Source organism: Candidatus Pelagibacter sp. PS_31 (assembly GCF_059417865.1).
The window spans coordinates 802,028-824,040 of record NZ_CM182069.1; the positions used below are offsets into that span (position 1 = coordinate 802,028).

Genomic DNA, 22,013 nt, shown 5'->3' on the forward strand with positions numbered 1-22,013 from the left:
TAAGAATTTGATGAGTAATAATATTATAATTATTAATGGTCCTAATCTTAATCTATTAGGTGAAAGAGAACAATCACAATATGGATCAATAACTTTTGATAAGTTAAAAGAAAATTGTTTAGGTAAAGCTAAAGATTTAAATATTAATTTAGAATTTTCCCAGTCAAATATAGAAGGTGAAATAGTTACAACCATCCAAGAGGCTAAAAGTAAATTTGATGGTATAATTATTAATGCTGCAGGTTTTACACATACATCTGTAGCTATCAGGGATGCTTTAGATATTTATAAAAAACCAATTATTGAACTTCACATATCAAATATATATAAAAGGGAAGAATTTAGACACAAATCTTTAATCAGCGATATTGCTACTGGTGGAATTTTTGGTTTAGGTGATAATGGTTATATTTTAGCCATAATTGCAATGCAAAACATGTTACAGAAATGAAAATAGATAAAAATATCATTAAAGAATTAACCGACTACTTAAATGAATTCAATTTAACTGAAATTGAATACACTGATAAAGATACTAAGATCAAAGTATCAAAATCGAATCCATCTAGTTCAAATCAAACTGTAAGTGTTGCTGCTTCAACACCAACCCTTGATACGGTTAAGTCGACTGTTGTGTCTGGAACTGAAGTTAAATCTCCTATTATTGGTACAGCTTATCTTGCGGCAGAACCTGGTGGTAAAAAGTTTGTAGAAGTTGGTAAAAAAATTAAAAAAGGTGAAACGGTTATGATAGTTGAGGCTATGAAAACTATGAACCATGTTCCATCAACAACAGATGGAATTATAAAAGAAATCTGTGTAGAAGATGGCCAACCTGTTGAATACGGGCAAACTATTATCATCGTCGAGTAATGTTTAAAAAAATTCTAATTGCAAACCGAGGGGAAATTGCAGTCAGAGTTATAAGAGCTTGCAAAGAATGGGGTATAGCAACTGTTGCTGTTCATTCTGATGTTGATAAAGATAGTATGCATGTAAGACTGGCGGATGAAAGTGTATGCATTGGCTCACACCAACCTGCAAATAGTTATTTAAATATCCCAGCTTTGATGTCAGCAATAGAACTTACAAAAGCAGAAGCAGTTCACCCTGGATATGGTTTTTTATCTGAAAATGCAAATTTTGCTAAAGTACTAGAGGAAAATAACATTAAATTTATTGGTGCTTCTTCAAAACTTATAGAGATGATGGGAGATAAAATTCAAGCAAAAAAAATTGCTAAAGAACATGGTCTACCTGTTATTGAAGGTTCTGAAGGCGGAATAACAGACATAAAGGAAGCCAAAGAACTTTGTAAAAAAATAGGCTTTCCAGTTCTGATTAAAGCATCCGCAGGTGGTGGTGGCAAGGGAATGAAAATCGTTCGTAAAGAAGAAGAATTTGAAACATTGTTTTCAACAGCAAAGTCTGAAGCACAAAAATATTTTGGCAATGATGAAATTTATATTGAGAAATTTTTCCAAAATCCAAGACACATTGAAGTTCAGGTATTATCTGGAAAAAATAGAACAGTACATTTACATGAAAGAGACTGCTCAGTTCAAAGAAGACATCAAAAATTAATAGAAGAAACTCCTAGTCCAGTTTTAACAGATCAGATCAGAAAAGATCTTTTTGAAAGAACTGTAAATATGGTTAGTAAAATTGGTTATGAGGGGGCTGGAACTGTTGAATTTATATATGAAGATGGAAAATTTTATTTTCTAGAAATGAATACCCGAGTACAAGTAGAGCATCCTGTAACTGAAATGGTAACTGGTATTGATATTATTAAAGAGCAAATTTGGATAGCTTACACTGGTGAAACAGCTTTAAAACAAAGTGACATTAATCCTAGAGGGCATGCCATAGAATGTAGAATTAATGCAGAGGATGCGAGTAAAAATTTTCAACCTTCGCCTGGAACTATAGGAATGTGTCACCAACCATCAGGTTTTAGAACAAGAGTAGATGGTGCAATTTTTCAAGGTTATAAAGTTACACCATTTTACGATAGTATGATTTGTAAAGTTATCACACACGGAAGAAATAGAACTGAAGCAATACAAAGAATGAATCGATCTTTAGATGAATTTGTCATTGAAGGAATAACAACAACAATACCTCTTCATAAAATTTTACTAAATCATAAAAAATTTATTGAGTCAGACTTTAATGTTAGCTGGCTAGATAATGAAAAGGTATTCTAATAACATCTTGTTAACCAAATATCATATACTGGGTGATCAAAAGGATTTACTGCAGGACTAGATGAAAAGGTCCACCCATTAAATATAAACACTTCGTTGTTATCTTTATTAATCGTATCTTTAACCTGAATATAAGCTGTTATTTCTGGGTTGTCATCAAATTCAGAATTTTTACATTTGAGACTTTTTATTAATAAACTTTTAAATCTTGTCTTCTCTCCTATCTTTAATTTTAAAAGATCAGTCTTTGAGCTTACTTTATCTAAAATCTTTATTTCTACAAATTTTCCCTCAATATTTTCATTAGCTAATAAGGGTGATGATATGCTTGTTAAAAAAAAATAAATTAAAAGGAATAAGAAGCTAACTTTTCCAGATTGTATATTTTTTTTTAATAGGATCATTATTTTTATTAGGATGATAGGCATTCTCAGTACCCGTTTGATTTGATTGATGCGGTTTTTGCCAATCATACTTTTTCAATTCATGATTGTTTTCAATTCTATTATTAGTGAAATGCATCCACGAGTACCATTCATTAGGGATTTTCGATGCATCAATTTCATCATTGTAAATCACCCATCGTTTTCCAGATTTACTTTCGTAATATTTGTTGCCACTAGAATCTTTTCCAGCAAGTTTTCCGTAAAAAATAGTTTTTAATTTTGTACCTAGAGTTTCTTGGTTCCACCAAATGAAAATTTTTTTTAAAAGTGTCAACATATTATTTTATTAATTCTTCAATCCTAAATTGTATTATTTAAATTAGACTAAAGTAAGGATTTGTATATAAATTAATTATCTTACGATTCAAAATAAAAAATTAATTAAAGGAAAAATGGCAAAATATTTAGTAGAAACTTATTATACTTGTAGCTTTAAAGTTAATCATTATCTGGATGATATTAATGAAACAGAGTTGGCAAATCTTGAAAAACGGGACGATGGAAAATTTGAAGTTTTAGACGTTAAACTTGATACAAGAAAAACAAAAAGTTTAGATGCAAATAATAAAGTAACCGAAACTAAAAAAATAGATATTATTACTGAGCAAAGCAAACCTAAGGTCATTTCAAAAGAAAATAATACTAATTTTGTTAAAAAAATTAACGAGGGTGTCAGTAAAAGATTTAGTATGCCTGATAGAAGAAAAGGTTACATCCAAAAAGCGACAATTGGAGACCATAAAGTTTATCTCCACACTGGTGAATATGAAGATGGTAAAATTGGAGAAATTTTCATAGATACAAGTAAAGAGGGTGAACTGGTAAAAGCTTTGATGAACAATTTTGCAATAGCAATTTCACTTGGTCTTCAATATGGCGTTCCTTTAGATGAGTTCATCAGTGCTTATGTTGATACTAAATTTGAACCATCTGGAAAAGTACACGGTAATGACAGAATAATGAGCGCTTCTTCAATACTTGATTATATTTTTAGAGAATTAGCAATTTCATATCAAAATAGAGAAGATCTTGCTCACACTCCATCAATTGGTGGATCAGATAGATCTTTACCTGAGGAAGAAAATACTGAGGATCAAAATCAATTACTTAAGATTATAAAAGATGTTACTAGCAAAGGTTTTGTTAGAAATAACTACAAAAAAAATCTTGTTGATCTATCTGACGTTAAGATAAGCTTAAAAGGTAAAAAGTAATATTATTTTTTCAGTTTTAAAGCTAAACCAAGCTCTTTAAGTTGCTCTTCGTTAATGTTTGATGGAGCGTTCATCATTAAGTCTTGAGCATTTTGATTCATTGGAAACATTGTAACTTCTCTAATATTCTTTTCATTTGCTAATAACATTACAATTCTATCGATACCAGGTGCTATACCACCATGAGGTGGGGCTCCATAACTTAAAGCATTGATCATTCCACTAAATTTTTCATCAACTTGTTCTTTTTGATATCCAGCAATCGAGAAAAGCTTATACATCAATTCAGGCACGTGATTTCTAATTGCACCAGAAGATAGCTCTATCCCATTGCAAACAATATCGTATTGGTAGGCTTTAATATTAAGAGGATTATCAAAATCAATATCTTTTAAGTCTCCTTGAGGCATTGAAAACGGATTGTGACTAAATTCGATTTTATTAGTTACTTCATTTTTTTCAAACATTGGATAATCAACAACCCAACAAAATGCGAAAGTATTTTCATCAATTAATTTTAAATCTTTAGCAATTTTATCTCTAGCCAAAGAGGTTATTTTTTCAACATCATTTATTTTGCCACAAGCAAAAAATATACTATCCCCTATTTCTGCTCCAGTGATTTTCATAATTTCCTCTAGTGCTTCTTTAGAAAAAAATTTTCCCACCGGTCCTTTTGCTGAAATATTTTCTTCTTTTTCAATTGTAAAATAAGCAAGACCAGACGCCCCTTGTTCTTTTGCCCACTTATCAATATTATCAAAAAAACTCCTAGGTTTATCTTTTGTATTTTTTGTTACTATACATCTCACTTTAGAACCAGATTTTACAAGCTTTTTAAATATCTCAAACGTAACATCATCACGTGTAAAAATGTTTGATAAATCTGAAATTATTAATGGGTTTCTTAAATCTGGCTTATCTGATCCATACTTAAGCATAGATTCCTCATAAGGTATTCTTGGAAATTTTTCATACATCAATTTTTTTTCAGAAAATTTTTTAAAAACATTGACTATTAGTTTTTCAACAACTTGAAAGACATCTTCTTGTTCAACAAAAGACATTTCTAAATCAAGCTGATAAAATTCACCTGGACTTCTATCTGCCCTTGCATCTTCATCTCTAAAGCATGGAGCTATTTGAAAATATTTATCAAAACCAGAAACCATAATAAGTTGTTTAAATTGTTGTGGCGCTTGTGGCAGTGCATAAAATTTTCCAGGATTTAGTCTACTTGGTACTAAAAAATCTCTTGCACCTTCAGGGCTAGAGGATGTTAATATTGGTGTTTGGAATTCCAAAAACCCAAGTTTAGACATCTCGCTTCTGATAAAAGAGATAACTTTTGACCTTAAGATAATATTGTCATGAATTTTTTTTCTTCTTAGATCTAAGAATCTATACTTGAGTCTAATTTCTTCAGCATACTCTTGGTCACTAAAAACTGGCATTGGTAACTCCTTGCAAGTACCCAACACTTCAAATGAATTTATATTAACTTCAATCTCTCCAGTTTGAAGATCAGTGTTAATAGTTTCTTTTGTTCTCTCTACAACCTTACCATTTATCTTAATTACGCTTTCTAATTGAATTTTTTCTAATGAATTAAAATTTTCATTACTTTTATCTATGATGCATTGAGTCATTCCATAATTGTCTCTTAAATCTATGAATAGTAAATTTCCATGATCTCTTTTTTTGTTTATCCAGCCTGATAAAACAACATCTTTACCACTACTATCTATTGTTAACTCACTACATGTATGTGTTCTATATTTATTCACTTATTCCTCAAGAGCTTCATTAATAATTTTAAAATCGATAGATTTCTTTTTTTTTAAACTAATCTTGTCAATTTTATATATGAATTCAAATATTTTGCCATACGATCTCTCAATTCTTTTAATAATAAAGTTAATCAGCTTTTTATCTAAAGTAATTTGTCTGTCTGATAAATTTTTTAATATTAATGCAAACATTAGCTCATCGTCAGGGTTTTGAATATTTGCAAAAAGACAGTTCTTTGTTCTAGATCGAAGATCTTCAAGTTTAAAATTGATCTCAGATATTGGTTTCATTGATGTGACTATCAAAAACTTATTATCTTGATCTATTATATTAAAAAGTGAATAAATCAGCTTCTCATTTATATTTAAATTTAAATCCTCTAAAACAATATTTTGGTAAGGTTTAATGGATTTAATGTTTTCGTCATTTAATGAATTAACATCAATTCTAATGCCATTAAATTTTTTCAAAAAAATATTAACCAGGTGACTTTTTCCTGAAAATTTTTCACCATTAATGTTTAAAAAATTTTTTTCCCACTTTGGCCATTTGTTAATCATTTCAAAAGCATAAAAATTACTCTTTCCAACATAAAAATCATCATCTTTAAAGTTTTGTTCATAATTAAAATCTAATAATAATTGATTTAAATTTTTCATTTTAATATCCACATATTATTCTTCATTTCTAAATCAAGGTTCTTTTCTTTCATATCATTTAAAAATATATTAGGAGTGCCATTATAAGTAATTTTATATTGAATAATCTCGCTATTAAAATTCAAAATACTAAAGTCAGAAACTAGATCTAAACTATAAAGCACCTGTTCCAACTCTATAATTTTTTTAGTTTTTTTGGAATTAATAGATATTGTTATAGGAAGTTTTATGGAAGTATTAATTTCATTATTTTTTTTCCATTGATCTTCATAAAGCTGTTTTAAATTTTCAACAATATTAGAAAGGTCATTATTATTCAAAATATCTAATTTGGGATAGTTCTTATTTTGAATTTTCAAGCTGTTATTTAAATTAATTTTTGAAAGTGTTCTTATTCTGTTGCTTTCTTTATATATTATTAAAATTATATTATCTTTAATATCATATTTATTAATTAGATTTGAAAAATCATAAGTTTCAATATCTTTTGAGATTTTTTGTAACTCTATCAAATCTTCAATATCTTCACTTGGTAATAAATAATCTAACAAATCATAAGAGTTTTTTTGTTCATTCCATTTATCGTAAAAAATATTGTTATTAAAAAGATATATATTGTTATTTTTAGTTTCTATAAGGATAGGAAATAATAGGACCTTATTTCTTTGGGGTATTGATGGAAAAATATTTTTATTTTCTAAAAATTTAAGAATTTTTTTTTTATTAAATGTTGTTTCTAAATTTGCAAAATACTCATTATTTATAAATTTTTCATCACTAATGGTGAAAGAATCAATCATGCCCTTAATTTCTTTTATAGAAACATTTTTAATCTTTTTTCTATCACCAGAGGTTGTAATCATTGAAATCAAATCAAAAAAGGAAGTTTGAAATCCTTTGTCAATAACGTTATTTTTTTTAAAATTTAATTCAAATGGAGAGGATATTTCAATTTTAGATACCCTAAATGCATTTGCATTTGAATAAGTTGTGGAAAAAAATACTATTAATAGAGAGAATGAAATAAAATAAATATATACATTCAGTAATTTATAAAATTTATTAATTATTTGCATATACTATACTAATGAAAAAAGAAAAATTTACCTATGAAAAAAGTGGTGTAAACATAAATGCTGCTGATAATTTTGTTAAATTTATATCGTCAATATCATCAAACAAAAAAGGCCAAAAAAAGTTTAATAATATTGGTGGCTTCGGCTCTATAACTAATATTCCAAAAAATCTTAAAAATCCTAAAATTGTAGCTTGCACTGATGGTGTTGGTACAAAAGTAGAGATTGCGAATTTACTCAATAAATATGACACAATTGGCATTGATTTAGTTGCTATGAGTGTAAACGACCTAATTGTTCAAGGAGCAAGACCACTTTTGTTTTTGGATTATATTTCTATTAATAAAATTGATTTAAACAAATTAAAATTGATCCTCAAAGGAATAGTAAGAGGCTGTAAAATTTCAAGCTGTGAATTGGTTGGTGGCGAAACAGCAGAGATGCCAGGTACCTATGAAAAAGGTAAATTCGATATAGCAGGTTTTGCGGTAGGTTTGGTTGATGAAAAAAAAATATTATCAAAGAAGAATATAAAAAAAAATGACTTAGTATTGGCTATACCATCGAGCGGTGTGCACTCAAATGGTTATTCTTTAGTTAGGCATGTGCTTAATAAAAAAAAGATTAATCTAAAAAAAAATTCATTTTTAAAAAAAGAATTACTGAGACCTACAAAAATTTATGTCAATGAAGTTCTAAATTTAATTGATAATAATCTTTTAAATGGGTGTGCAAATATTACCGGAGGTGGCCTAGCAGATAATATTAAGAGAGTTATTCCAGATAAATTAGTCGCTGATTTAGATTTAAATAAAGTTAGAACTAAAAAAATTTTTAAATGGTTGAAGCAAAACAACATTGATGACGAAGAAATGTTAAAAACATTTAACTGTGGAGTTGGTTTTTGTTTAATAGTAAATCCTAAAAACTTAAATAAAATTACTAAATTTTTTACAAAGGAATTTAAACCCTATGTTATTGGAAAAATAACTACAGGAAAATATAAAGTTAAACTTAATGGTAAAATTGACTGGTCCTAAAAAGATTAAAACAGCAGTATTTATATCCGGAACTGGAAGTAATTTAAAAAATTTAATAAAATTTTCTAAAATAAAAAATTCACCAATATCCATAGATTTAATTTTTTCAAACACTTCAAAAGCCAAAGGTTTAAAATTTTCAAATCAATTTAATATAAAAAAATATGTATCAAGCTTTAAAAACTACAAAATTGCTGAAGCAAAAATATTAAATTTATTAAACAAAGAAAATATAAAGTTTATTTGCCTTGCAGGTTTTATGAAAATTTTATCTAGAGGTTTTATTAAGAAATTTAGAGGAAAAATAGTTAATATACATCCTTCTTTACTGCCAAAATATAAGGGGCTTAATACTCATTTAAAAGCAATACAAAATAAAGATAAGGTAGCTGGTTGTACTGTTCATTTTGTAACAGCAAAACTTGATTCTGGAAAAATAATTCTACAAAAGAAAGTTAAAATTTCAAAAAAAGATACTTCTATTTCTTTAGCTAAAAAAGTTTTAAAACAAGAGCACAACCTCTATCCAGCGGCTATAAAAAAAATATTTAATTAATCTTTAAAGAAAAAATTAATTTCAATTTTAGCGTTTTCAACACTATCGGAACCATGTACAGAGTTTTTATCAATAGAAATTCCATACTTTTTTCTTATAGTTCCTTCTGCAGCTTCTTCTGGGTTAGTTGCACCCATTAATTCTCTATTGCCCAAAACTGCATTTTCTTTCTCTAACACCATCACAACTATCGGTCCTGAAGACAAATAAGCACATAAATCATTATAAAAAGGCTTAGTTTCATGAACTTTATAAAATTGTTCCGCTTCTGCTTTTGTTATCTGAATTTTTTTATCTTTGATAATTTTAAAACCTTTTTCTGTAAACATTTCTTTGATTTCATTATCTAAATTTCTTTCAACAGCATCAGGTTTAATGATTGATAGTGTTTGCTCTATATTACTCATAATTATCCTCTATTAGTTGGTTTAATAATCTTACTCCATAGCTAGTCGCACCACCCGAATTTAAAGCACCTCCATATTTTGAAAATGCCATACCAGCTATATCTAAGTGAGCCCAAGGTGTTTTATTTAAAATAAATCTTTGTAAAAACTGTGCTGCAGTTGTAGATCCTGCACCACCTACATAATTGATATTTTGCATATCTGCATTTTTTGAATCTATAAGTTTGTCATAGTTTTTATGTAATGGCATTCTCCATAATTTTTCTTCAACTTTATCTCCAGCTTCTAACAACTGTTTTGATAATTTATCATCGTTTGAAAATAGACCCGCATATTCAGAACCTAATGAAACTATGATAGCCCCTGTTAAAGTTGCTAGATCAACCATAAACTTAGGTTTAAATTTTTTCTCAGTAAAGGTTAAAGCATCAGCCAAAACTAATCTACCTTCAGCGTCTGTATTTAATATCTCTATTGTTTTACCACTGTAAGATTTTACAATGTCTCCAGGCCTTTGAGCGTTTCCACTAACCATATTCTCGACAAGCCCTACAACACCAACAGCATTTATTTTTGCTTTTCTTATTGCTAAATTTTTCATTAATCCCACTACGGTAGCTGAACCTGCCATATCATAGGTCATATCTTCCATAAACTTTGCTGGTTTTAAAGAGTAACCTCCAGTGTCAAAACAAACACCTTTTCCAACAAATGCTAAAGGCTTAGAATTATTTTTTGCTCCATTCCATTCCATTGTTACGAGATATGATCCTCTAATACTACCTTGCCCTACGCCAAGTAAGGCGTTCATTCCAAGTTTTTTTAATTTTTTTTCATCGTAGATATTTATTTTTAATCCAAATTTTTTAAGTGCATTTATTCTTTTTGCATATTCATCTGGGTGTAAAATGTTTCCTGGTTCAGACACAAGGTCTCTTGCAAAAAAACTTCCTTCTTCTATAGCTTTAAATCTTAAATGATCTTGAGTAGATATTTTATTCTTTTTTCCTATAACATTTATAGAAATAATTTTTTTATTTATTTTAGATTTGTAAATATTAAATTCATAGGATTTTAATTTTAATCCATGAATAAAATAACCTACAAAATTTTTTATTTTGCTGTTGATTGTATCTGAGTTTACAAAGTATTCATTTTTCTTATCATAGTTAATGTAACTATTAAATTTAGCTCCCAAATTTTCTATATCCGATATTTTAATATTTTTCTTAATAGACACTAAAAATACTGTTTTTTTTGAATTAACTTTAAATAAAAGAAGATCTTTTTTTAAATCACTATTTTTTAGTAGGTCAGCTATGTATAAAAATTCAGAATTTGAAATATATTTTTTAAGATCTTTAATATTGAAATTCTCATCAACAAATAAAACAAGATTTTCAAATGGTTTATTAGCAAGTTTCTCTAAATAATTAATCTTAATAGACATAAATTTTTAAATACAATCTGAGATAGATGGATGCTATATATGAATAAATTTATTACATTACAATGAAAAAATTATTATTTGCTCATTTTTTAAAAGATACCTTCTTTTTTTTTATATTAATGAGTTTATCTCTAGGTTTAATTGTATGGGTAATTCAAGCAGTTAATTATCTAGATTTTATAACGGAGGACGGACATAGTTTTAAAGTTTATCTCTCATATACTTTATTTAACTTTCCAAAAATTATTCATAGAATTTTACCTTTTATTTTCTTTGTTTCCTTGTTCTATCAAATTAACAGATATGAATTAAAGAATGAATTAATTATCTTCTGGACTGCAGGCATAAGTAAATATCAATTTATTAGAGTAATTATGGTTTTTTCATTAATTTTTGTTATTTTTCAAATAATCATAGGGGCATATGTTTCACCTAACAGTCAGGATAAGGCTCGTAATTTCATAAGAAATTCTAATATTGATTTTTTTCCATCTCTTTTTCAAGAAGGTAAATTCATAGATGTGGTAAAAAACTTAACTATATTTATCGAGTCAGAAGAACCAAAAGGAGTTTTTAATAATATTTATCTTAAAGAGGTAGATAAAAGAAATACTTCAATTTCAAAAGTTATTTATGCCAAGAGAGGTTTTATAAAAGAATTAGAAAATAAAAAATATTTAGAGCTATCTGATGGAAATGTAATTAATATAGCGGGATCTAAAAATAACAATTTTTCATTTGAAAAAATAGATTTTAATTTAACTCAGTATGGAAGTAAAAGCACTTCCTATCCCAAAATTCAGGAATTAAGCAGTAGACTTTTGCTAAAGTGTTTAAATTACTACAATCAAAATAAAGTAAATCAATTCAAAAGTGAGATTTTAACTTGCCAGGAAAGTTCTATTAAAAATATTAAAGAAGAACTTTTTAAAAGGTTTTATAAGCCTATATACTTGCTTCTGCTGTCTCTCATAGCATGTCTTATTTTTTTTATATCAAAAGAAAATAAAAAATTTACTCTTTATAGATATATAATATTTTTTATTGGTATTGTTGCTATAATTGTTTCTGAAATGTCTTTAAGGTACTCATCTAATAATATTTTTGGACAATATTTTTTTATAACTTTTCCAGTTTTCTCAATTCTTAGCTTGTACTTTTTTGCATATATTAGATCAAAGAAAAATTACTGATGATTAAAACTTTTGAATTATATTTAATATTACTTTTTACAAAAAAAATTTTGAATGTTTTTTTTATTTTCTTAGCATTAATTTTTATTCTTAATTTATTTGAAGAAATTAATTTTTTTAAAGATCTTCAAACAAACATTTTTTTTCCAATAATATTGAGTAGTTTAAATGCTCCAGCTACTCTTTTTGAAATCTTTCCTTTTATTTTTTTAATTGGAACTCAATTTTTTTTTCTAGATATAATTGATAAAAATGAGCTTGAGATCTTAAAGATTAATGGATTAAGCAATATCAGAATTTTAAAAACATTATTTATTACATCACTTCTATTTGGTTTTATTTTAATAACTATATTTTATGCAATATCTGCTAAATTACAGTTTATTTATTTTGATATAAAAAATTCATACTCAAATGATGATAAATATTTGGCAGTTGTTAAAGAAAGTGGTCTTTGGATTAAAGATGAGATTGATAATAAAATATATATTATTAATGCAGATGAAATATCAAATAATTCATTATTCAATGTTTCGATTCATGAGTTTGATAATAATTTTCAATTAGTTCATATAATTAATTCTGAAGAAATTGATATTTCCAGTTATGAATGGATTTTATCTAAGCCAATACTTTTTAAGGATAATAAAACTACGCAACTTAATGAAAAATATTTTATTAAAACACACTTTGATATTAAAAAAATAAATAGTTTGTTTGATAATTTGTCTTCTTTAAATTTTTTTCAATTACTAAAATTAAGAAATGATTACAAGTCTTTAGGAAATTCTACCAGAGAAGTTAATATTCATTTGCATAAGCTTTATTCTCTCCCATTATTTATCTCGATTATGACAATTCTTTCTTCAATAATAATGTTTAATAATAAAAGGAACACTTCTATTATTTTTCATTTATTGTCGGGGATATTATTTTCGGTAATTGTTTATTATTTGTCTTATTTGTCTTATCTAATGGGGGAAAATGGTAAAATACCAATTATATTATCAACATATCTTCCATTTATGATATTGATACTCTTTAGTTTAATTGGAATTGTAAGGTTAAATGAAAAATAACTCAAAATTTTTAATATTTTTATTTTTTTTTGTAGTTTTAATTATTAATAATAAAGCTTACGCAAATGAAATTATTTTTAGCACTTCAGATTTAAATATTACTAATAATGGGAGTATTATAAATGCTGGAATAGGTTTTGCATACTCCAAGTCTTCTAATATAAAAATTGATGGTCAAAGTTTTAAATTTGATAAAAGCTCGTCAATATTAATTGCTAATAAAGCAAAGGTTATTTTACCTGAAAAAAATATTGAAATTAATGCAGATAAATTAATTTACGATCAAAAAATTTCATTAATTAAGGCAATAGGAAATGTTGAAATTAAAGACCTTGTAAACATTGTTACATTTAAATCTAAAGAGGTTTCTTATAACAAAATAGAAGAAACAATTTTTTCAAATGTCAGATCTACTTTTTATGATAAAGCTTTAAATAATTTTACTTCAGAAAAGTTTACTTATACTTTAAATGATAGTTTGCTAAAAATATCTGGAGCAAATATTTTAGATGTGCAAAATAACAAATATTATATTGAAAAAGCATATATAAATTTATTAACCAATAAATTAATTGGAAAGGACATATTTTTAGATTTTAATAATTTAGCTGAAAACAATGATCCAAGAATAAAGGGTAAAACTGTTAAAAGTGACAATGATAAAACTATTATAGAAAAAGGTGTTTTTACAACCTGTAAAAAAAATGACGATTGTCCACCCTGGGAATTTTTAGCTTCAAAAATTACACATGATAAAAAAAAAAGACAATTAATTATGAAAATGCATGGTTAAAAATTTATGATAAACCTGTTTTTTATTTTCCAAAGTTTTTTCATCCTGACCCAACTGTAAAAAGACAATCTGGATTTTTGATGCCTTCTTTTACAGGGTCTAATTCTACTGGCTCAGCATTTACACTGCCATATTTTCATGTGCTTTCTAACAATAGAGATTTAACATTTGCTCCACGACTTTATTCAACGAATAAAATACTTGCACAATCTGAATATAGGGTAGTTAATGCAACTTCAAAACATACTATTGATTTAAGTATGTTAAGTGAAAAAGATAATTCTTCTCAAAGTCATTTTTTTTCAAATAGTCAAAAAAAATTAAACTCAAAGTATTTTAATAATCTAGATTTATCAGCTGATTTACAATTTACTTCTAAGGATACATATCTAAAAAATTATAAATTAGACTCTCCTCTTATAAACAATGACACTGGAACTTTAACGTCTACAATTAAATTTAGTGCTTCAAAAGAAGATTTAAGTTTGGAGGCTGATTTTATAATCTACGAAAATCTAAGTGATGTACCAGATGGAGACAAATATGAATATGTTTATCCTAGCTACAATCTTAAAAAAGATCTCTACTCAGACATGTTAACATCCGGAAGCTTTAATTTAGACTCAAGTGGCTTCATTAAAAATTATGATACTAATGTTTTTGAAAAGGTTATTGTTAATGATTTTCTTTATAGTTCTTACCCTAGATTTACTAATGTGGGCTTAAAAAATAATTATAATATTTTATTCAAAAATATTAATACGGACAGTGATAATTCAAAAAATTATAAAAATAACCTTGATTCAAAAATTGCAACTTTGATTGAATTCAATTCTTCTTATCCAATGGAAAAAAAGACTAACGATTACTCAAACATGCTCAAGCCTATTATTTCAGCCAGATATAGTCCTAACAATTCTAAGAATGCAAGAAATGAAGATAAAAGAATTGATGTGAGTAATGTTTTTGCTCTTAATAGACTTGGATCAAGTGACTCCGTTGAGGGAGGTGGATCGTTAACCTTTGGTACTGAATTTTATAATAACGATTCTTCTGAAAGAGAGGTTCTTAACTTAAAAGTTGCTAACGTTTTTAAATTAGAAGATGATCAAAATTTACCTGTAAATAGTTCACTGGGCAATAAAACCTCAGATATAATGGGAGAACTGAATTATAACCCCAATGATTTTTTTAGTCTTAACTATAAATTTACTCAAGATCAAAATTTAAAAGATACAAATTATCAAATGTTAAAAAATGAATTCAAAATTAATAATTTTGTAACTACTTTTGAATATCTAAACGAAAACAATGGTATAAATAAAGATAGTTATTTATCAAATAAAACTTCATACAATTTTAAAGAAACAAGTAGCTTTATTTTTGAAACAAGAGAAAACAAGAAGACCAATGCAACAGAGTTTTACAATTTAATGTATCAATATAGAAATGACTGCTTAATTGCAGCAATTCAATATAATAAAGATTATTATACAGATAGAGATTTAAAAGCAAATGAAAGTATATATCTAAATTTAACTATAATCCCATTTGGAGAAACAAAGTCTCCAAATCTTAAAAAATAATGCCTAAAGTAAAATTTATTTTATTTTTATTTTTATTGCTAATAATAAGTTTTAAACCAAGTACTGCTGAAAATTTTTACATCGTATACAAAGTCAATAATGAAATTATAACAAATTCTGACATAGAAAAAGAATACCGATATTTAGTATCACTTAATAATCAATTAAAAAATTTAGAAAAACAAAAAATTATCGAACTATCAAAAGAGTCAGCACTTCGAGAAAAAATAAAAAAAATAGAATTAATAAAATATTTTGACTTAAAAACAATAAATATAAATATTGATAATTATCTAGAAAATTTTTATAGAAACTTAAATATGAAGAATAAAAAAGAATTTAAAGAATACCTGCAAAGTAACAAAATATCATTAAACTATGTCCAAAAAAAAATTGAAATAGAAATATTATGGAATCAATTGATATACGATCGATATATTGATCAAATTAATATTGATAGAAATCAACTAAAAGAAAAAGTAAAAAAATTAATAAGTACAAAAAAGCAAAAAAAATATTCTCTATCTGAGATTTTATTTGACATAGAAAATAACTCAAATTTTGAAAAAAAATTAGAAAATATTAATCAAAGTATAAGCGAGATAGGATTTAAAAACACTGCCAATATATACAGCATATCGGACAGCTCAAAATTTGGAGGTAAAATTGGATGGATAGAGGAACAGAAATTATCAACAAAAATTTTAGAACAATTAAAAACACTAGAAGTTGGCCAATACACATCTCCTCTGCAAGTAGGTTCTTCATTTTTAATTTTAAAAATAGAGGAAATTAAATATGAAAATGCGATAATAAATGAAGATGAAGAGTTAAATAAGATGATTCAATTTGAGACCAGCAAACAACTAGATCAATTTTCAAAAATATTTTATGAAAAAATAAAAATTAATAGTTTCATAAATGAATTATAAACCTATATTAATTGTTGCAGGTGAGCCAAATAGCATTTTTTTAGAAATATTTTTTAAAAGCATTCAAGCCCATCATTATAAAAGCCCTTTAATAATTATTGCTTCAAAAAAATTACTTGAGCAACAAATGATTAAATTAGGATTTTTTTTTGAAATCAATACTATTGATCAAAATTTTAAAAAATTTAATTTACTAGATAATAAAAAAATTAACTTAATTAATGTAGAGTATAAATTTAAAAGTTGCTTTGAAAAAATTTCTAGTAAATCTAATGATTACATAAAAAACTCTTTTGAGTTAGCATTAAAAATTATCAAGCGAAATAAATTATCTAAATTTATTAATGGACCAATTTCAAAAAAATCTTTTTTAAAAGGTAAAGCTTTAGGTATTACTGAGTATTTAGCGAAAAAAACAAAAAATAACAATAAAGTTGTGATGCTTATATTTAATAATAAACTATCTGTTAGTCCACTTACAACACATTTACCTTTAAAAGATGTTCACAAACAAATCTCAAAACAAAAGATATATCAACATGTTAAGCTTATTGATAAATTTTATAAAACAAAATTTAATAAACTGCCAAGGATAGCAATAACAGGTTTAAATCCACACTGTGAGAGTAATTTTAAAAATTCTGAAGAAGATAAAGTGATAATTCCAGCTATTAAGAAATTGCGATTAAAAAATAATAAAATAAATGGTCCATTTCCAGCTGATACTATATTTACAAAATCATTTTTAAATAAATATGATGTAATTATTGGTATGTATCATGATCAAGTACTTTCTCCTATGAAGGCTTTATTTGGTTTTGATGCAATTAATATTACTTTAGGTCTACCATTTACTCGTATTTCTCCAGATCATGGTCCAAATTATTCAATGCTAGGTAAGAATTTATCTGATCCAAAAAGCTTAATTCAAGCCTTAAAGTTTTTGGACAAATAAGTGTTCATAAAAGCAAAAAAAAGTCTTGGCCAGAACTTCTTAATAGACAGAGAGGTGCTTGAAAAAATTATATCCATAACAGATATTACTAACAAGGAAGTTTTGGAAATTGGACCAGGCAGTGGAAATCTAACTACATACATTTTAAAAAAAAAACCAAAGAAACTCTATGTTGTAGAAAAAGATGATGATTTAGCTATATTGCTAAAAGAAAAGTTTGATACTGAAATTGAAATTATCAATGATGATATCTTAAAAGTATCTGAAAGTAACATCTCGGAACAAAAACTATCTGTCTTTGGTAACTTACCTTATAATATATCAACAGAAATCTTATCTAAATGGATTCTTAATATTGGCTCAAATTTTTGGTTCGATAGTCTCGTTTTAATGTTCCAAAAAGAAGTTGCTGATAGAATTATATCTGAATTTAATAACTCTAATTATGGCAGACTATCAATTTTATCTAGCTGGAAATTAAATGTAAAAAAGATATTAGACATTAAACCACAAAGCTTTTCGCCAAGACCTAAAATAGATAGTTCTTTACTTTTATTTACTCCTAAAGAAAATTTTTTTGAATTAAAAGATCCTAAAAATCTTGAAAAAATTACTAGAATATTCTTCAGTCAAAGAAGAAAAATGTTAAAAAAACCCTTTAATCAAGTTTTTGATAATGGAAAAGAAGTTGCAGAAAAATTCGGTATTGATCTTAATCTTAGACCACAAAACCTTGAGCCAGAAGTATATTTTAAACTTGTAAAAGAATATGAAGATTTAAGAGGTTAGTTTTTCAACATGTTTTCTAATGAAATCTTTATCGTAATCTTTCGAGCCATTGTTAATTTCAGCATCAATTAAACTGCTAATTTTAGAATAACATTCTTCTAGATTGTCATTAATAATTACGTAATCATAATTAATCCAATGCAAAACATCTCTACTAAACTCTTTCATACGTTCTTCTACTATTAGTTTATCTTTCATGTCTCTATTTGATAATCTTTCAAATAGTATCTCTTTGCTAGGAGGTAAAATAAAAAAAGTAATTAATTTATAATTTAATTTTTTATTCTTGATTTGATCAGCTCCTTGCCAATCAATATCAAATATTACATTTTCACTTTTTTCTAATTTTTCAATAACTGGTGTTCTAGTTGTTCCATAAAGGTGGTTAAACACTTTTGCATACTCTAAAAATTCTTCATTTTTTATTAAATTTTCGAATTTATCATGATCAACAAAGTAGTAATCTTTGTCTGCAATTTCGTTTAGTCTAGGTTTTCTTGTGGTATGAGAAACTGAAATATGAAAATTTTTATTTTTAGATAGGAGTTTTACTAAGGTTGTTTTACCTGCCCCAGATGGGGATGATAAAATTACCATTATCCCATCTTTTTTTATGGACATTTAATTTCTAGTTTGCTTTTCCTGCTATAAAGTTAACAGCGTCACCTACAGTAAGAATTTTTTCAGCTTCACTATCTGAAATTTCTGAACCAAATTCCTCTTCAAAAGCCATTACTAACTCAACTGTATCTAAACTATCTGCTCCAAGGTCATCTATGAAGCTCGAATCGTCCAACACTTTAGCTTCATCAATACCTAAGTGATCTGCTACAATTTTTTTAACTTTGCTTGAAATATCTTCTGACATAATGTTCCTTTTTGTTATATTTCGTTAATAGTTCAAAAAGTAGTTTTGTCAACCCAAATACATACCACCATTAACATGTAATGTTTCTCCATTAATATAGTCTGACTGATCTGAGCTTAAGAAATTAACAGCATTAGCAATATCTTCGGGTTTACCTAGTCTATTAGATGGAATTTTAGCAATTATTGTTTCTTTAAATTTTTCATCTATTTGGTCTGTCATAGCAGTACTAATAAAGCCTGGGGATATGCAATTAACATTAATATTTTTTTTTGCATATTCAATTGCTAAGCTTTTTGACATTGCAACTATACCTGCTTTAGATGCAGTATAGTTTGCTTGTCCAACATTACCAGTATGCCCAACAACAGAGGTTATATTGATAATTTTTCCAGATTTATTTTTAAGCATCTTTTTAATCGAATATTTACACATTAGAAATGTAGAAGTTAAATTAATATTTATAACTTTTGACCACTCTTCTAAGCTCATTCTAATAGTTAAATTATCTTTTGTAATGCCTGCATTATTAACAATGCAATCTAAAGATCCACCTAGTTCTTTGGTAGCATTTTCTATAAATTCTTCGATTTTATCATGTTGAGAAATATCAAATTTAAGAATTTTTATATTATTAAATTTTTCTTTTAACTCTTCTAGTTTTTCAATTCTTGTACCCGTAGCTAAAATATTTGCACCATTTTGGTTTAGCTTCTCAACTATTGAATTACCAATTCCACCTGAAGCACCTGTGACTATAATATTTTTATCTTTTAAACTACTCATTGATATTAATTAACTTTATATCCTCTTCTGTATTTATTGCACTAACTTTAACATTTTTGTCAATTCTCTTTATTAATCCAGATAAAACTTTGCCTGGTCCTATTTCAATAAACTCTGTAACACCCTTCTCAATCATTAATAAAACACTCTCACGCCAACGAACACTACTTTCAATTTGCTTAACTAGTAATTCTTTTAGTTCATTCGAATTAGATATTTCTTTTCCTGTTACATTTGAAATAAGGATGTTTTTAGGTTCATTAAAATTTAATTTTTCTATTTCTTCTTTCATCACAAGTGTTGCATTATTCATCAATTTACAATGAAACGGAGCACTAACTGGTAATTTAATATTTTTAATATTTGAAGCCTTCAAATCAACCATAATTTTCTCCAGGTCTTCAATTTTTCCACTCAAAACGATCTGACCTACAGAATTGTCATTTGCAATAAAGCATTCGTATTTATCTTTATTCTCATCAATAATTTTTTTTATTATTTCAATTTCAGAACCCAAAACTGCAACCATTCCACCCACTCCTTTTGGAACAGAGTTTTGCATCGCACTACCTCTAATTTTTAATATCTTTAAAGTATCTGAAAATGACAATGACCCAGCTGCGGTCAATGCAGAGTACTCTCCTAAAGAATGTCCTGCATAAAATTTTGCTTTATCTAAATCAATTTTAAACTCTTCTTTGATTAACTTAAATATTGAATAACTTAGCAAAAATATTGCTGGTTGTGTATTTTCAGTTAAGTCTAATTCTTCCTTGGGACCATTTAAGATAAGGTTTGATAATGAGAAACCAAGAGTATCATCTGCTTCCTTGAATAGATCTTGAACTAAGCTATATTTAGCATGTAGGTCTTTACCCATTCCTACTAATTGTGAGCCTTGACCTGGAAAAATAACAGAAAACATTTAAATATCTAAAGTTTATTATGGTTTTAAGTGTTGTAATTCAATAATTATAATAGTATATCCTCACTTTTTATTAAAGAACAATTATGAATTTATACGAACACACAATAGTTGCTAGACAAGATACTAGCCCAGCGCAAGTTAAGCAATTAACTGAAAAATATTCTAAAATAGTTGAAAAAAATGAAGGAGAAATAGTACAAACTGAAGATTGGGGTTTGTTAAATTTAGCTTACATTATTAAAAAGAATAAAAAAGGCATCTATATGCACTTTAAGATTAAAGGTCCTGGAAAAATTATTGATGAATTAGAAAAAAATGAAGCAATTGATAAAAATCTTCTAAGATATATGACGGTTAAGGTTAAAAAATTTAATTTAGAGGCTAAATATTTTTCAAAGAAAGATGAATACGAAAAAAAAGAATATAAAAAAGAATATAATAGAGACTAATTATGCCATCAAAAAAAAGAGCAGGAAATAAAAAAAAAGGTAGTCAAAGTAACTTTGCAAAACTAAGTATTTTTCAACCTAATAAATACAAATTTAAGAAAACTTGCCCTTTATCTGCTAAGGGTGCTCCAGAAGTTGATTATAAAAATATCAGATTGTTAAAAAAATATATGTCTGAAAATGGTAAAATTTTACCATCAAGAATTACGAATGTTTCACAAAAAAAACAAAGAGAGCTTTCTCTATCTATTAAGAGAGCTAGAAATTTAGCGTTAATTTAAATGAAAGTTATACTTTTAGAAAATTTAAGAAGAATTGGATCTATTGGAGAAATCATAGATGTTAAAAGAGGGTTTGCTAGAAACTTCTTAATATCAAATAAAAAAGCTCTTTATGCTTCAAAAGAAAATATTGCAGAAGTTGAAAAAATTAAGTCTGAGCTAAGCAAAAAAGATACTGAAAAGAAAAAAGAAGCTCAAAAAATTTCTGAACAAATTAACAATAAAGAATACGAAATTAAAAAATTAAGTACTGAAAATAAAGAATTGTATGGATCAGTTAAACCAACTGAAATTTCAAAACTGATATTAGAAAATGACAAACTAGACATTAAACCTTCAATGATACAACCAATAACTGAAATTAAATCAATTGGTAAATTTAAGGTTAAAGTTATTCTACACTCTGAAGTAGATTCTGAAATTACTATTAATGTAGTTACAGCTGATACTATTCAATAATTATACAATTTTTTCCCCAGCATATATTTGTTATTTTTTTAAATCTTAATTGAGATAAGATTTGTT

At 26.5% G+C, this 22,013-nt stretch carries 27 protein-coding genes; 16 read left to right on the forward strand and 11 right to left on the reverse strand.

Features of this window, described 5'->3' with window-relative positions; genetic code table 11:
* The first annotated feature begins 10 nt into the window (after nucleotides 1-10).
* From aroQ to accC, 3 genes are read left to right on the forward strand one after another with little or no spacing between them, the layout of a single operon-like run.
* Nucleotides 11-451, forward strand: a complete 441-nt coding sequence (gene aroQ / locus AC5SLN_RS04310) for a type II 3-dehydroquinate dehydratase (protein WP_494576347.1) — start codon at nucleotides 11-13, stop codon at nucleotides 449-451.
* Nucleotides 448-873 (forward strand): acetyl-CoA carboxylase biotin carboxyl carrier protein, encoded by a 426-nt coding sequence (locus tag AC5SLN_RS04315; protein ID WP_494592888.1) that lies wholly within the window; start codon nucleotides 448-450, stop codon nucleotides 871-873. Before aroQ ends, AC5SLN_RS04315 begins: the two co-directional genes overlap by 4 nt.
* Nucleotides 873-2,210 (forward strand): acetyl-CoA carboxylase biotin carboxylase subunit, encoded by a 1,338-nt coding sequence (gene accC, locus AC5SLN_RS04320; RefSeq protein ID WP_271615961.1) that lies wholly within the window; start codon nucleotides 873-875, stop codon nucleotides 2,208-2,210. Before AC5SLN_RS04315 ends, accC begins: the two co-directional genes overlap by 1 nt.
* Here the strand turns inward: accC and AC5SLN_RS04325 are convergent.
* Nucleotides 2,207-2,614, reverse strand: coding sequence for a DUF2155 domain-containing protein (locus tag AC5SLN_RS04325; protein ID WP_494592890.1), 408 nt, complete (start codon nucleotides 2,612-2,614; stop codon nucleotides 2,207-2,209). The genes accC and AC5SLN_RS04325 overlap by 4 nt on opposite strands.
* Nucleotides 2,574-2,933, reverse strand: coding sequence for an NADH-ubiquinone oxidoreductase subunit NDUFA12 family protein (locus AC5SLN_RS04330; protein ID WP_006997189.1), 360 nt, complete (start codon nucleotides 2,931-2,933; stop codon nucleotides 2,574-2,576). Before AC5SLN_RS04330 ends, AC5SLN_RS04325 begins: the two co-directional genes overlap by 41 nt.
* 115 nt (nucleotides 2,934-3,048) lie before the next feature.
* On the opposite strand from AC5SLN_RS04330, the gene AC5SLN_RS04335 reads away from it, so the two are divergent.
* Nucleotides 3,049-3,870: a TSCPD domain-containing protein gene (locus tag AC5SLN_RS04335; RefSeq protein ID WP_006997190.1), complete on the forward strand. Its 822-nt coding sequence runs from the start codon at nucleotides 3,049-3,051 to the stop codon at nucleotides 3,868-3,870.
* 2 nt (nucleotides 3,871-3,872) lie between these two features.
* On the opposite strand, the gene aspS is transcribed toward AC5SLN_RS04335, so the two are convergent.
* Genes aspS through AC5SLN_RS04350 form a run of 3 tightly spaced genes read right to left on the reverse strand, consistent with a single transcriptional unit; the run spans nucleotide 3,873 to nucleotide 7,396 of the window.
* Nucleotides 3,873-5,657 (reverse strand): aspartate--tRNA ligase, encoded by a 1,785-nt coding sequence (gene aspS / locus AC5SLN_RS04340; protein WP_494592891.1) that lies wholly within the window; start codon nucleotides 5,655-5,657, stop codon nucleotides 3,873-3,875.
* Nucleotides 5,658-6,320, reverse strand: a complete 663-nt coding sequence (locus AC5SLN_RS04345; RefSeq protein WP_011281890.1) for a P-loop NTPase family protein — start codon at nucleotides 6,318-6,320, stop codon at nucleotides 5,658-5,660.
* Nucleotides 6,317-7,396 carry a hypothetical protein gene (locus tag AC5SLN_RS04350; RefSeq protein ID WP_494592894.1) on the reverse strand — a complete coding sequence of 360 codons (1,080 nt, stop codon included), beginning with the start codon at nucleotides 7,394-7,396 and terminating at the stop codon, nucleotides 6,317-6,319. The genes AC5SLN_RS04345 and AC5SLN_RS04350 overlap by 4 nt, the downstream gene beginning before the upstream one ends.
* Before the next feature lie 11 nt (nucleotides 7,397-7,407).
* Here AC5SLN_RS04350 and purM point away from each other — a divergent pair, with 11 nt between their 5' ends.
* Nucleotides 7,408-8,436 carry a phosphoribosylformylglycinamidine cyclo-ligase gene (purM, locus tag AC5SLN_RS04355; RefSeq protein ID WP_494592896.1) on the forward strand — a complete coding sequence of 343 codons (1,029 nt, stop codon included), beginning with the start codon at nucleotides 7,408-7,410 and terminating at the stop codon, nucleotides 8,434-8,436.
* Complete coding sequence (gene purN / locus AC5SLN_RS04360) at nucleotides 8,414-8,992, forward strand: phosphoribosylglycinamide formyltransferase (RefSeq protein WP_494592898.1); 579 nt, start codon at nucleotides 8,414-8,416, stop codon at nucleotides 8,990-8,992. Before purM ends, purN begins: the two co-directional genes overlap by 23 nt.
* Here the strand turns inward: purN and ndk are convergent.
* Together ndk and AC5SLN_RS04370 are read right to left on the reverse strand one after the other, a co-directional pair.
* On the reverse strand, nucleotides 8,989-9,399 hold the full coding sequence (ndk, locus tag AC5SLN_RS04365) for a nucleoside-diphosphate kinase (RefSeq protein WP_494592900.1): 411 nt from the start codon (nucleotides 9,397-9,399) through the stop codon (nucleotides 8,989-8,991). The genes purN and ndk overlap by 4 nt on opposite strands.
* Nucleotides 9,392-10,849: a leucyl aminopeptidase gene (locus tag AC5SLN_RS04370; RefSeq protein WP_494592902.1), complete on the reverse strand. Its 1,458-nt coding sequence runs from the start codon at nucleotides 10,847-10,849 to the stop codon at nucleotides 9,392-9,394. Before AC5SLN_RS04370 ends, ndk begins: the two co-directional genes overlap by 8 nt.
* 62 nt (nucleotides 10,850-10,911) lie before the next feature.
* Between AC5SLN_RS04370 and AC5SLN_RS04375 the strand changes: the two genes are divergently transcribed.
* From AC5SLN_RS04375 to rsmA, 7 genes are all read left to right on the forward strand, one after another.
* Complete coding sequence (locus AC5SLN_RS04375) at nucleotides 10,912-12,042, forward strand: LptF/LptG family permease (protein WP_494592904.1); 1,131 nt, start codon at nucleotides 10,912-10,914, stop codon at nucleotides 12,040-12,042.
* Complete coding sequence (locus AC5SLN_RS04380) at nucleotides 12,042-13,121, forward strand: LptF/LptG family permease (protein WP_494592906.1); 1,080 nt, start codon at nucleotides 12,042-12,044, stop codon at nucleotides 13,119-13,121. Before AC5SLN_RS04375 ends, AC5SLN_RS04380 begins: the two co-directional genes overlap by 1 nt.
* The gene (locus tag AC5SLN_RS04385) at nucleotides 13,111-13,914 is read left to right on the forward strand and encodes a hypothetical protein (RefSeq protein ID WP_494592908.1); all 804 of its coding nucleotides are present in this window, start codon (nucleotides 13,111-13,113) and stop codon (nucleotides 13,912-13,914) included. The genes AC5SLN_RS04380 and AC5SLN_RS04385 overlap by 11 nt, the downstream gene beginning before the upstream one ends.
* Nucleotides 13,915-13,994: 80 nt before the next feature.
* Nucleotides 13,995-15,500 carry an LPS-assembly protein LptD gene (locus AC5SLN_RS04390; protein WP_494592909.1) on the forward strand — a complete coding sequence of 502 codons (1,506 nt, stop codon included), beginning with the start codon at nucleotides 13,995-13,997 and terminating at the stop codon, nucleotides 15,498-15,500.
* Nucleotides 15,500-16,432, forward strand: a complete 933-nt coding sequence (locus AC5SLN_RS04395; RefSeq protein WP_494592911.1) for a peptidylprolyl isomerase — start codon at nucleotides 15,500-15,502, stop codon at nucleotides 16,430-16,432. The genes AC5SLN_RS04390 and AC5SLN_RS04395 overlap by 1 nt, the downstream gene beginning before the upstream one ends.
* The gene (locus AC5SLN_RS04400; protein ID WP_494577657.1) at nucleotides 16,422-17,387 is read left to right on the forward strand and encodes a 4-hydroxythreonine-4-phosphate dehydrogenase PdxA; all 966 of its coding nucleotides are present in this window, start codon (nucleotides 16,422-16,424) and stop codon (nucleotides 17,385-17,387) included. The genes AC5SLN_RS04395 and AC5SLN_RS04400 overlap by 11 nt, the downstream gene beginning before the upstream one ends.
* Nucleotides 17,388-18,176: a 16S rRNA (adenine(1518)-N(6)/adenine(1519)-N(6))-dimethyltransferase RsmA gene (rsmA, locus tag AC5SLN_RS04405; protein WP_494592913.1), complete on the forward strand. Its 789-nt coding sequence runs from the start codon at nucleotides 17,388-17,390 to the stop codon at nucleotides 18,174-18,176. It abuts the gene before it with no gap.
* Here rsmA and gmk read toward each other — a convergent pair.
* Genes gmk through fabD form a run of 4 tightly spaced genes read right to left on the reverse strand, consistent with a single transcriptional unit; the run spans nucleotide 18,165 to nucleotide 20,755 of the window.
* The gene (gene gmk, locus AC5SLN_RS04410; protein WP_271486705.1) at nucleotides 18,165-18,797 is read right to left on the reverse strand and encodes a guanylate kinase; all 633 of its coding nucleotides are present in this window, start codon (nucleotides 18,795-18,797) and stop codon (nucleotides 18,165-18,167) included. The two genes, rsmA and gmk, sit on opposite strands and share 12 nt — an antisense overlap.
* 7 nt (nucleotides 18,798-18,804) lie before the next feature.
* Nucleotides 18,805-19,044 (reverse strand): acyl carrier protein, encoded by a 240-nt coding sequence (locus tag AC5SLN_RS04415; RefSeq protein ID WP_006997205.1) that lies wholly within the window; start codon nucleotides 19,042-19,044, stop codon nucleotides 18,805-18,807.
* Nucleotides 19,045-19,092: 48 nt separating this feature from the next.
* Nucleotides 19,093-19,830: a 3-oxoacyl-[acyl-carrier-protein] reductase gene (fabG, locus tag AC5SLN_RS04420; RefSeq protein ID WP_011281882.1), complete on the reverse strand. Its 738-nt coding sequence runs from the start codon at nucleotides 19,828-19,830 to the stop codon at nucleotides 19,093-19,095.
* Complete coding sequence (gene fabD / locus AC5SLN_RS04425; RefSeq protein WP_494592915.1) at nucleotides 19,823-20,755, reverse strand: ACP S-malonyltransferase; 933 nt, start codon at nucleotides 20,753-20,755, stop codon at nucleotides 19,823-19,825. Before fabD ends, fabG begins: the two co-directional genes overlap by 8 nt.
* Nucleotides 20,756-20,841: 86 nt before the next feature.
* Here fabD and rpsF point away from each other — a divergent pair, with 86 nt between their 5' ends.
* From rpsF to rplI, 3 genes are read left to right on the forward strand one after another with little or no spacing between them, the layout of a single operon-like run.
* The gene (gene rpsF, locus AC5SLN_RS04430; protein WP_006997208.1) at nucleotides 20,842-21,207 is read left to right on the forward strand and encodes a 30S ribosomal protein S6; all 366 of its coding nucleotides are present in this window, start codon (nucleotides 20,842-20,844) and stop codon (nucleotides 21,205-21,207) included.
* Between the two features lie 2 nt (nucleotides 21,208-21,209).
* Nucleotides 21,210-21,488, forward strand: a complete 279-nt coding sequence (gene rpsR, locus AC5SLN_RS04435) for a 30S ribosomal protein S18 (protein WP_006997209.1) — start codon at nucleotides 21,210-21,212, stop codon at nucleotides 21,486-21,488.
* Nucleotides 21,489-21,947 (forward strand): 50S ribosomal protein L9, encoded by a 459-nt coding sequence (gene rplI / locus AC5SLN_RS04440; protein WP_271741424.1) that lies wholly within the window; start codon nucleotides 21,489-21,491, stop codon nucleotides 21,945-21,947.
* The last annotated feature ends 66 nt before the right edge of the window (nucleotides 21,948-22,013 follow it).

What these genes read in the sequence shown, in the direction of transcription:
- aroQ (WP_494576347.1), top strand. Translation starts at nt 11, where the DNA reads ATGAGTAATAATATTATAATTATTAATGGTCCTAATCTTAATCTATTA.
- AC5SLN_RS04315 (WP_494592888.1), top strand. Translation starts at nt 448, where the DNA reads ATGAAAATAGATAAAAATATCATTAAAGAATTAACCGACTACTTAAAT.
- accC (WP_271615961.1), top strand. Translation starts at nt 873, where the DNA reads ATGTTTAAAAAAATTCTAATTGCAAACCGAGGGGAAATTGCAGTCAGA.
- AC5SLN_RS04325 (WP_494592890.1), bottom strand. Translation starts at nt 2,614, where the DNA reads ATGATCCTATTAAAAAAAAATATACAATCTGGAAAAGTTAGCTTCTTA.
- AC5SLN_RS04330 (WP_006997189.1), bottom strand. Translation starts at nt 2,933, where the DNA reads ATGTTGACACTTTTAAAAAAAATTTTCATTTGGTGGAACCAAGAAACT.
- AC5SLN_RS04335 (WP_006997190.1), top strand. Translation starts at nt 3,049, where the DNA reads ATGGCAAAATATTTAGTAGAAACTTATTATACTTGTAGCTTTAAAGTT.
- AC5SLN_RS04345 (WP_011281890.1), bottom strand. Translation starts at nt 6,320, where the DNA reads ATGAAAAATTTAAATCAATTATTATTAGATTTTAATTATGAACAAAAC.
- AC5SLN_RS04350 (WP_494592894.1), bottom strand. Translation starts at nt 7,396, where the DNA reads ATGCAAATAATTAATAAATTTTATAAATTACTGAATGTATATATTTAT.
- purM (WP_494592896.1), top strand. Translation starts at nt 7,408, where the DNA reads ATGAAAAAAGAAAAATTTACCTATGAAAAAAGTGGTGTAAACATAAAT.
- purN (WP_494592898.1), top strand. Translation starts at nt 8,414, where the DNA reads ATGGTAAAATTGACTGGTCCTAAAAAGATTAAAACAGCAGTATTTATA.
- ndk (WP_494592900.1), bottom strand. Translation starts at nt 9,399, where the DNA reads ATGAGTAATATAGAGCAAACACTATCAATCATTAAACCTGATGCTGTT.
- AC5SLN_RS04370 (WP_494592902.1), bottom strand. Translation starts at nt 10,849, where the DNA reads ATGTCTATTAAGATTAATTATTTAGAGAAACTTGCTAATAAACCATTT.
- AC5SLN_RS04375 (WP_494592904.1), top strand. Translation starts at nt 10,912, where the DNA reads ATGAAAAAATTATTATTTGCTCATTTTTTAAAAGATACCTTCTTTTTT.
- AC5SLN_RS04380 (WP_494592906.1), top strand. Translation starts at nt 12,042, where the DNA reads ATGATTAAAACTTTTGAATTATATTTAATATTACTTTTTACAAAAAAA.
- AC5SLN_RS04385 (WP_494592908.1), top strand. Translation starts at nt 13,111, where the DNA reads ATGAAAAATAACTCAAAATTTTTAATATTTTTATTTTTTTTTGTAGTT.
- AC5SLN_RS04390 (WP_494592909.1), top strand. Translation starts at nt 13,995, where the DNA reads ATGCCTTCTTTTACAGGGTCTAATTCTACTGGCTCAGCATTTACACTG.
- AC5SLN_RS04395 (WP_494592911.1), top strand. Translation starts at nt 15,500, where the DNA reads ATGCCTAAAGTAAAATTTATTTTATTTTTATTTTTATTGCTAATAATA.
- AC5SLN_RS04400 (WP_494577657.1), top strand. Translation starts at nt 16,422, where the DNA reads ATGAATTATAAACCTATATTAATTGTTGCAGGTGAGCCAAATAGCATT.
- gmk (WP_271486705.1), bottom strand. Translation starts at nt 18,797, where the DNA reads ATGTCCATAAAAAAAGATGGGATAATGGTAATTTTATCATCCCCATCT.
- AC5SLN_RS04415 (WP_006997205.1), bottom strand. Translation starts at nt 19,044, where the DNA reads ATGTCAGAAGATATTTCAAGCAAAGTTAAAAAAATTGTAGCAGATCAC.
- fabG (WP_011281882.1), bottom strand. Translation starts at nt 19,830, where the DNA reads ATGAGTAGTTTAAAAGATAAAAATATTATAGTCACAGGTGCTTCAGGT.
- fabD (WP_494592915.1), bottom strand. Translation starts at nt 20,755, where the DNA reads ATGTTTTCTGTTATTTTTCCAGGTCAAGGCTCACAATTAGTAGGAATG.
- rpsF (WP_006997208.1), top strand. Translation starts at nt 20,842, where the DNA reads ATGAATTTATACGAACACACAATAGTTGCTAGACAAGATACTAGCCCA.
- rpsR (WP_006997209.1), top strand. Translation starts at nt 21,210, where the DNA reads ATGCCATCAAAAAAAAGAGCAGGAAATAAAAAAAAAGGTAGTCAAAGT.
- rplI (WP_271741424.1), top strand. Translation starts at nt 21,489, where the DNA reads ATGAAAGTTATACTTTTAGAAAATTTAAGAAGAATTGGATCTATTGGA.